We start from the raw sequence: 7146 nt of genomic DNA on the forward strand, positions 1-7146 counted from the left end.
CCAAAAGGAAATAATCAGGTTGTTGAAAACGAAGGCAGAACAGCAGATACTTTAAATACACAACATGTTAATAAGACGGAGGAAGGAAAGAAATCTTTACCATCAACAGGCGGTGAAGCTAGCACATCGACTTTACTTTCTGGAATAACACTTGTTCTTTCCGCACTAAGTATGTTCGTATTTAGAAAGAGGTTATTTAAGAAATAAATAACGTTTAATCTTATTATTGTATATAATTAATGTTTGTCTTTTGTGTAATAGATAGAGTAAAACCCCATTCGTATGAAAATTATATTTCATACGAATGGGGTTTGTTAATTTTCTTTTTTCTCTCAGTCATCACGGATTCAGAAGTAATTTGAGGTGCCAATTGTTACATAATCTTTTTTATTTTTTGCGGAACTTCTTTCGTTTGCGAATTAACATCTTCCTTTCGCAGCTCTTTAAATAGCGAAGCAACCATAAGAACGACTACGATAGAAAATGGTAGTGCTGCGATTATAGCTGCAATTTGTAGTGCATTTAATCCTCCAGCTTGTAATAAAAGTGCTGCAATGATCGCGATTGTTAATCCCCATATAAGTTTTAAACTATTTTTCGGTGATAAGCTTCCGTTACTCGTTTGCATTGAAACAACAAATGTTGCCGAGTCGGCAGAAGTAACGAAAAATGTGGCTACTAAAATTAACCCGATAACCGTTAAAAATGTAGAGAATGGTAGGTGCGAAATAACAGCAAATAATCCAATCTCTGTACCATTTTTTGCGATTTCATCAGCTATCCCAAGCGATTGGAACATTTCCATATGGATAGCGGTACCGCCAAATACTGCAAACCAAAATGTACAGATAAGAGTTGGGACTAATACAACTCCAATAATAAATTCTTTTATTGTGCGCCCTTTAGAAATACGAGCAATGAATGTACCGACGAATGGAGACCAAGAGATCCACCATCCCCAATAGAAAATAGTCCAGTTTTCAATCCAAGAAGAAGATTTTTCACTAAATGCTCCTAAATTTAATCCCATACTAGGTAAAGCGCCGATATAAGAACCGAGTGTAGATGTGAAATATTTCATAATAAATACAGTTGGTCCTAAAATTAAAAAGGAGACGAGTAAAATACCTGCGAGAGAGAAATTCAAGTTACTCAAATATTTAATCCCACGATCTAAGCCAGTTTGCGCACTTGTTAAATATAAAACAGCGAAGATAGCTATAAGTACGAGCTGAGTAAGTAAAGTGTTATGAATAGAAGGGAATAAATAGCTTAATCCTCCGGCAATTTGTTGAGCACCAATCCCAACAGATGGCACAATGCCAAATACTGTGGCTAAAACAGCCAAAATATCGACTGTTTTTCCGATAGGAGAATTTTTCGATCGATTAAATAATGGAGTAACTGTAGCCCCAATTGTGCTACCTTTTTGTTTGCGGAATGTGAAATATGCAATTGTTAAAGCAACCATCGCGTATAGTGACCACGGAAAGAGTCCCCAGTGGAAAAATGAATATTGCATAGCGAGTTTGGCGCTTTCCTCTGTACCTGCTTTTCCTGTTAATGGATCTGTAAAATGTGAAATCGGTTCAGCGATTCCATAGAAGAGGAGTCCAATCCCCATTCCTGCTCCAAACAACATGGATAACCAAGATGAATAGCTGTATTTTGGTCTTTCTCCATCTTTACCAAGACGAATAGAACCGTATTTTGAAAAGGCTAAATAAGTAGCTAAAACAAGCATTGTGGTCATAAGTAGAGAGTAAAACCATCCAAATTTATTGAGGATAAATGAGTTTAAAGAAGATGTGATACTTTGTAAATCATGGCCTTGTATCCAGCTTGCTGGTATGACACCCCATATAATAAATAAGGTTGTAAGCAAGATGGAGATATAAAATACACTGTTCTCTTTTTTTATCATAGAATCCCACCTTTATTTAATAAAGTTAACAATTATATTAACCATAACAATTAAAGGGTGAAATGTCAAAAAATTCTCTTTTTAATATTTGTAAAAGGGAATTTTGATTGTTATAAGTTCATAATCAGCGGAGGTTAGATAAAGGAAAGGGTGTTCACGATATGTACAAATTATAGGAAGAAATAATATGAAATATTGCATTTTATATTGTTACATCCAGATTTTATGTTAAATTCTTGAATGGAATATTAAAATAGGGGGCAAGGATATGAACAAGAAATCAAAGATCAATAAAGTGATGCTTAGCATTAGTACAATGGCTTTATCGTTAGGGGCACTTCAAACTCATGCAGTAGCGGAAGAAAAAGTACCGTATAATGTGCTAAAAACGAAACCGGTTGGAATTGAAAAGCCAGTAGATGAAGTTGGGCATGTTTCAAAAGTTGATGAAACCTTATCATTTCAAGAACGTTTAAAAGTAGGCGATTTTTCACAGCGACCAGCATCTATTACGAAGAAAACGGCAGTAAAGCAAGTTAAAGAAAGCTATTCAATGGCTGATTTAAACAAAATGAATAATCAAGAATTAGTTGAAACATTAGGCAGTATTAAGTGGCACCAAATTACAGATTTATTCCAGTTTAATGAAGACACAAAGGCCTTTTATAAAGATAAAGGAAAAATGCAAGTCATTATAGATGAATTAGCTCATAGAGGTAGTACATTTACGAAAGATGATTCAAAAGGAATTCAAACGTTTACTGAAGTGTTGCGTTCCGCTTTTTATCTGGCATTTTATAATAACGAATTAAGTGAATTAAATGAAAGAAGCTTCCAGGATAAATGTTTACCTGCTTTAAAAGCAATCGCAAAAAATCCAAACTTTAAGCTTGGTACAGATGAACAAGATACAGTCGTATCTGCATACGGAAAATTAATTAGTAATGCATCAAGTGATGTTGAAACAGTTCAATACGCATCAAATATTTTAAAGCAATACAATGATAATTTTACTACTTATGTAAATGATCGAATGAAGGGACAAGCAATATACGATATTATGCAAGGGATTGACTATGATATACAGTCGTATTTAGTTGAGGCCCGTAAAGAAGCGAATGAAACGATGTGGTATGGAAAAGTAGATGGGTTTATTAATGAAATAAATCGTATTGCTCTTTTAAATGAAGTAACGTCAGAAAATAAATGGCTCGTTAATAATGGTATTTATTTTGCAAGCCGTTTAGGGAAATTTCATAGCAATCCGAATAAAGGATTAGAGGTTGTTACACAAGCAATGCATATGTACCCACACTTAAGTGAACCATATTTTGTTGCGATAGAACAAATTACAACAAATTATAATGGTAAAGATTATAGCGGGAATACAGTAGATTTAGAGAAAATACGTAAAGAAGGAAAAGAGCAGTACTTACCAAAAACGTATACATTCGATGATGGATCAATTGTGTTCAAAACAGGAGATAAAGTATCAGAAGAAAAAATTAAGAGATTATATTGGGCTGCGAAGGAAGTAAAGGCACAGTATCACCGTGTAATTGGAAATGACAAAGCATTAGAGCCAGGAAATGCGGATGATGTGTTAACAATCGTAATTTATAATAGTCCAGATGAATATCAGTTAAATAGACAATTGTATGGGTATGAAACAAACAACGGTGGAATTTATATCGAAGAAACAGGAACATTCTTTACATATGAGCGTACACCAGAGCAAAGTATTTATAGTTTAGAAGAGTTATTCCGTCATGAATTTACTCATTATCTGCAAGGGAGATATGAAGTTCCTGGTTTATTTGGAAGAGGAGATATGTATCAAAATGAAAGGTTAACTTGGTTCCAAGAAGGAAATGCAGAGTTTTTCGCAGGCTCTACTCGTACGAATAACGTTGTACCAAGAAAGAGTATAATTAGCGGATTATCATCTGATCCTGCAAGCCGTTATACTGCAGAGCGCACACTATTTGCTAAATACGGTTCTTGGGATTTCTATAATTACTCGTTCGCATTGCAGTCTTACTTATATACGCATCAGTTTGAAACATTTGATAAAATTCAAGATTTAATTCGTGCGAATGACGTGAAAAATTATGATGCATATCGTGAAAATCTAAGTAAAGATCCTAAGTTAAATAAAGAGTATCAAGAGTATATGCAGCAGTTAATTAATAATCAAGATACATACACTGTACCAGAAGTAGCTGATGATTATTTAGCTGAACATGCAACGAAGTCGTTAACAGCGGTGAAGAAAGAAATTAGTGATACGTTGCCTATGAAAGATACAAAAATGACAAAACATAATTCTCAATTCTTTAATACATTTACATTAGAAGGTACGTATACAGGTAGTGTCACAAAAGGTGAATCAGAAGATTGGAAAGCAATGAGTAAAAGAGTAAATGAATCTTTAGAACAATTGGCGCAAAAAGAATGGAGTGGCTACAAAACTGTTACAGCATACTTCGTCAATTATCGTGTGAATAGCTCAAATGAATTTGAATATGATGTAGTCTTCCATGGAATCGCAAAAGATGATGGAGAAAATAAAGCTCCGACGGTTAATGTAAACGGGCCTTATAATGGAGTTGTAAAAGAGGGAATTCAATTTAAAAGTGATGGCTCAAACGATGAAGATGGAAAAATTGTTTCTTATTTATGGGAATTTGGAGATGGAAGCACAAGTGCAGAAGTGAATCCAGTACATGTATATGAAAGAGAAGGTTCTTATAAAGTATCGTTAAGAGTAAAAGATGATAAAGGAAAAGAGAGCAGAAGCGAAACAACTGTTACGATTAAAGATGGAAGTTTAACAGAATCAGAACCAAATAATCGTCCAGAGGAAGCAAATCGTATCGGGCTAAATAGTACGATAAAAGGTAATCTTATTGGCGGGGACCACACTGATGTTTATACATTTAATGTAGCATCAGCGAAAGATATCGACATTTCTGTTTTAAATGAGTATGGAATTGGGATGACATGGGTACTTCACCATGAATCAGATATGCAAAATTATGCGGCTTACGGTCAAGCTAATGGGAATCATATAGAAGCAAAATTTAATGCAAAACCAGGTAAGTATTACTTGTATGTATATAAATATGATAATGGCGATGGAACATACGAATTGTCAGTAAAATAAGTACTTTTCCAATGTATGTTTAACTTTACTTTTTGTGGAAAATAGTATATTATATAGATATATAATATATCGGTTATTTTCTAGGAGGAGCCTGTCACAATAGGTTTCTCCTGTTCTTTTTTAGAGGCCTGTCTTACAGGCTTTTCTTTAAAGGGTAAATAACTGAAAATTTAGAACGATAATCTTTGAAAGAGGTGGGGCATACACATAACAAAAAAGGGATTGTTTAAGAGAGGGGGATAAGAAATGGCTTTGTTTGGTTATCCACTTGAAACAATTTATTTATATGGATTTATTATTGCTACTATACTCACTGTAATTTATATCTTTTTTGGAGATATATTTGAATCCATATTTAGTTTTGGAGGCGGATCTGTATCCGTTGTTACTTTATTACTTAGTTTTTTCGCCATGTTATGTGGACTTAGTTATATAGGAGAATATTTATTTTCCTTTAATAGTATTCTTATTTTTGGGGCTGCATTTGCTATATCTTTTATCGGTGTATTTATCATGAAAATACTAATTTTAAAACCGATTGCAGAAGCAGAACAAAACACGGTGCAACGTATGGATGAATTCATCGGTTGCAAAGGAGAGGTCATTACGACTATTCCTACAGAAGGGTTTGGTGAAGTATTAATTTCCTCCCAATTTGGAAACAATGCAATCCTAGCTAAAACAGTTGGAAAGAAAGATATTTCGCAAGGAACAGAGGTTATTATCGAGGGAGTCCAAGATGGTGTTTTACTTGTACAGAACATCGCTTATTCTTTAAAGAAACCAAAATTATAAGGGGGAATTTACATGACGATTCCATTAATTATCGGTGGAGTATTACTCGCAATTTTAATTCTACTCATTTTAGTATTCATTACAAAGTATCGAACAGTTGGACCAGATGAAGCATTAATTGTTACTGGAAACTGGCTTGGTGGCGGGAAAAATGTAGTTACCACTGATGATGGAAAGAAGATTAAGATTATTCGTGGTGGCGGTACTTTCGTAGTTCCGATTATGCAAAGAGCAGAGCCTTTAAGTCTATTAAACTACAAATTAGAAGTGGGAACACGTGATACGTATACGAAACAAGGTGTACCGATTACAGTAAATGGTGTTTCTATTATTAAAGTAGGATCTACCATTGAAGAAGTTTCTACAGCAGCTGAACAATATTTAGGAAAAGAAACAGAAGAGTTGAAAATAGAAGCAAAAGAAGTTTTAGAAGGTCATCTACGTGCTATTTTATCTTCTATGACAGTAGAAGATGCCTATAGTAATAGAGAGCAATTCGCTCAAAAGGTACATGAAGTAGCTTCTACAGATTTAAAGAAGATGGGACTTCGCATCGTTTCCTTTACAATTAAAGAAATCATGGATAAGAACGGTTACTTAGATGCACTTGGTCAGCCACAAATTGCGATGGTTAAGCGTGATGCAACAGTTGCAAATGCAGAGCGTGAAAAAGAGGCACGAATTGAAAAAGCTCGTGCTGAGAAAGAAGCAAAAGAAGCTGAGTATCAACGTGATGCACAAATCGCTGAAGCTGAAAAACATAAAGAGTTAAAAGTACAATCTTATAAGAGAGATCAAGAACAAGCTCGCGCAGATGCAGATCTTTCCTATGAATTACAACAAGCAAAAGCGCAACAAGGTGTTACAGAAGAGCAAATGCGCGTTAAAATCATTGAACGTGAAAAGCAAATTGAATTAGAAGAAAAAGAGATTGCGCGTCGTGAAAAGCAATATGATGCAGAAGTAAAGAAAAAGGCAGATGCAGATCGCTATGCTGTTGAACAATCAGCAGAAGCGGAAAAAGTAAAACAAATGAAAAAAGCAGATGCAGATCAATATAAAATTGAAGCGGAAGCAAGAGCACGTGCAGAAGAAGTTCGTGTAGAAGGTTTAGCGAAGGCGGAAATCGAAAAAGCGCAAGGTCAAGCAAAAGCAGATGTTATCAGATTAAAAGGTTTAGCAGAAGCGGAAGCGAAACAAAAAATTGCAGAGGCATTTGAGTTATATGGCCAAGCGGCGATTATGGATATGGTTCTTAACA

Annotated in this window: 5 protein-coding genes; 4 read left to right on the top strand and 1 reads right to left on the bottom strand. The window is 34.7% G+C overall.

Going from position 1 to position 7146, the window contains the following annotated elements; genetic code table 11:
- Positions 1-207 (top strand): LPXTG cell wall anchor domain-containing protein (locus MR160_RS32230; protein ID WP_242299085.1); only part of this gene is annotated, 207 nt, incomplete at its 5' end.
- Positions 208-373: 166 nt separating this feature from the next.
- Here the strand turns inward: MR160_RS32230 and opuD are convergent.
- Positions 374-1924 carry a glycine betaine transporter OpuD gene (gene opuD, locus MR160_RS32235; RefSeq protein ID WP_000591601.1) on the bottom strand — a complete coding sequence of 517 codons (1551 nt, stop codon included), beginning with the start codon at positions 1922-1924 and terminating at the stop codon, positions 374-376.
- Positions 1925-2192: 268 nt separating this feature from the next.
- On the opposite strand from opuD, the gene colA reads away from it, so the two are divergent.
- The 3 genes from colA to MR160_RS32250 form a co-directional block, all read left to right on the top strand.
- Positions 2193-5090 (top strand): collagenase ColA, encoded by a 2898-nt coding sequence (gene colA / locus MR160_RS32240; protein ID WP_001036432.1) that lies wholly within the window; start codon positions 2193-2195, stop codon positions 5088-5090.
- Positions 5091-5336: 246 nt separating this feature from the next.
- Complete coding sequence (locus tag MR160_RS32245) at positions 5337-5885, top strand: NfeD family protein (protein ID WP_001173143.1); 549 nt, start codon at positions 5337-5339, stop codon at positions 5883-5885.
- A gap of 12 nt (positions 5886-5897) precedes the next feature.
- On the top strand, positions 5898-7146 hold a 1249-nt coding region (locus MR160_RS32250), incomplete at its 3' end, for a flotillin family protein (RefSeq protein WP_242299086.1).

The organism is Bacillus cereus group sp. BfR-BA-01382, from assembly GCF_022663475.1.
GTDB classification, from domain to species: domain Bacteria; phylum Bacillota; class Bacilli; order Bacillales; family Bacillaceae_G; genus Bacillus_A; species Bacillus_A thuringiensis_S.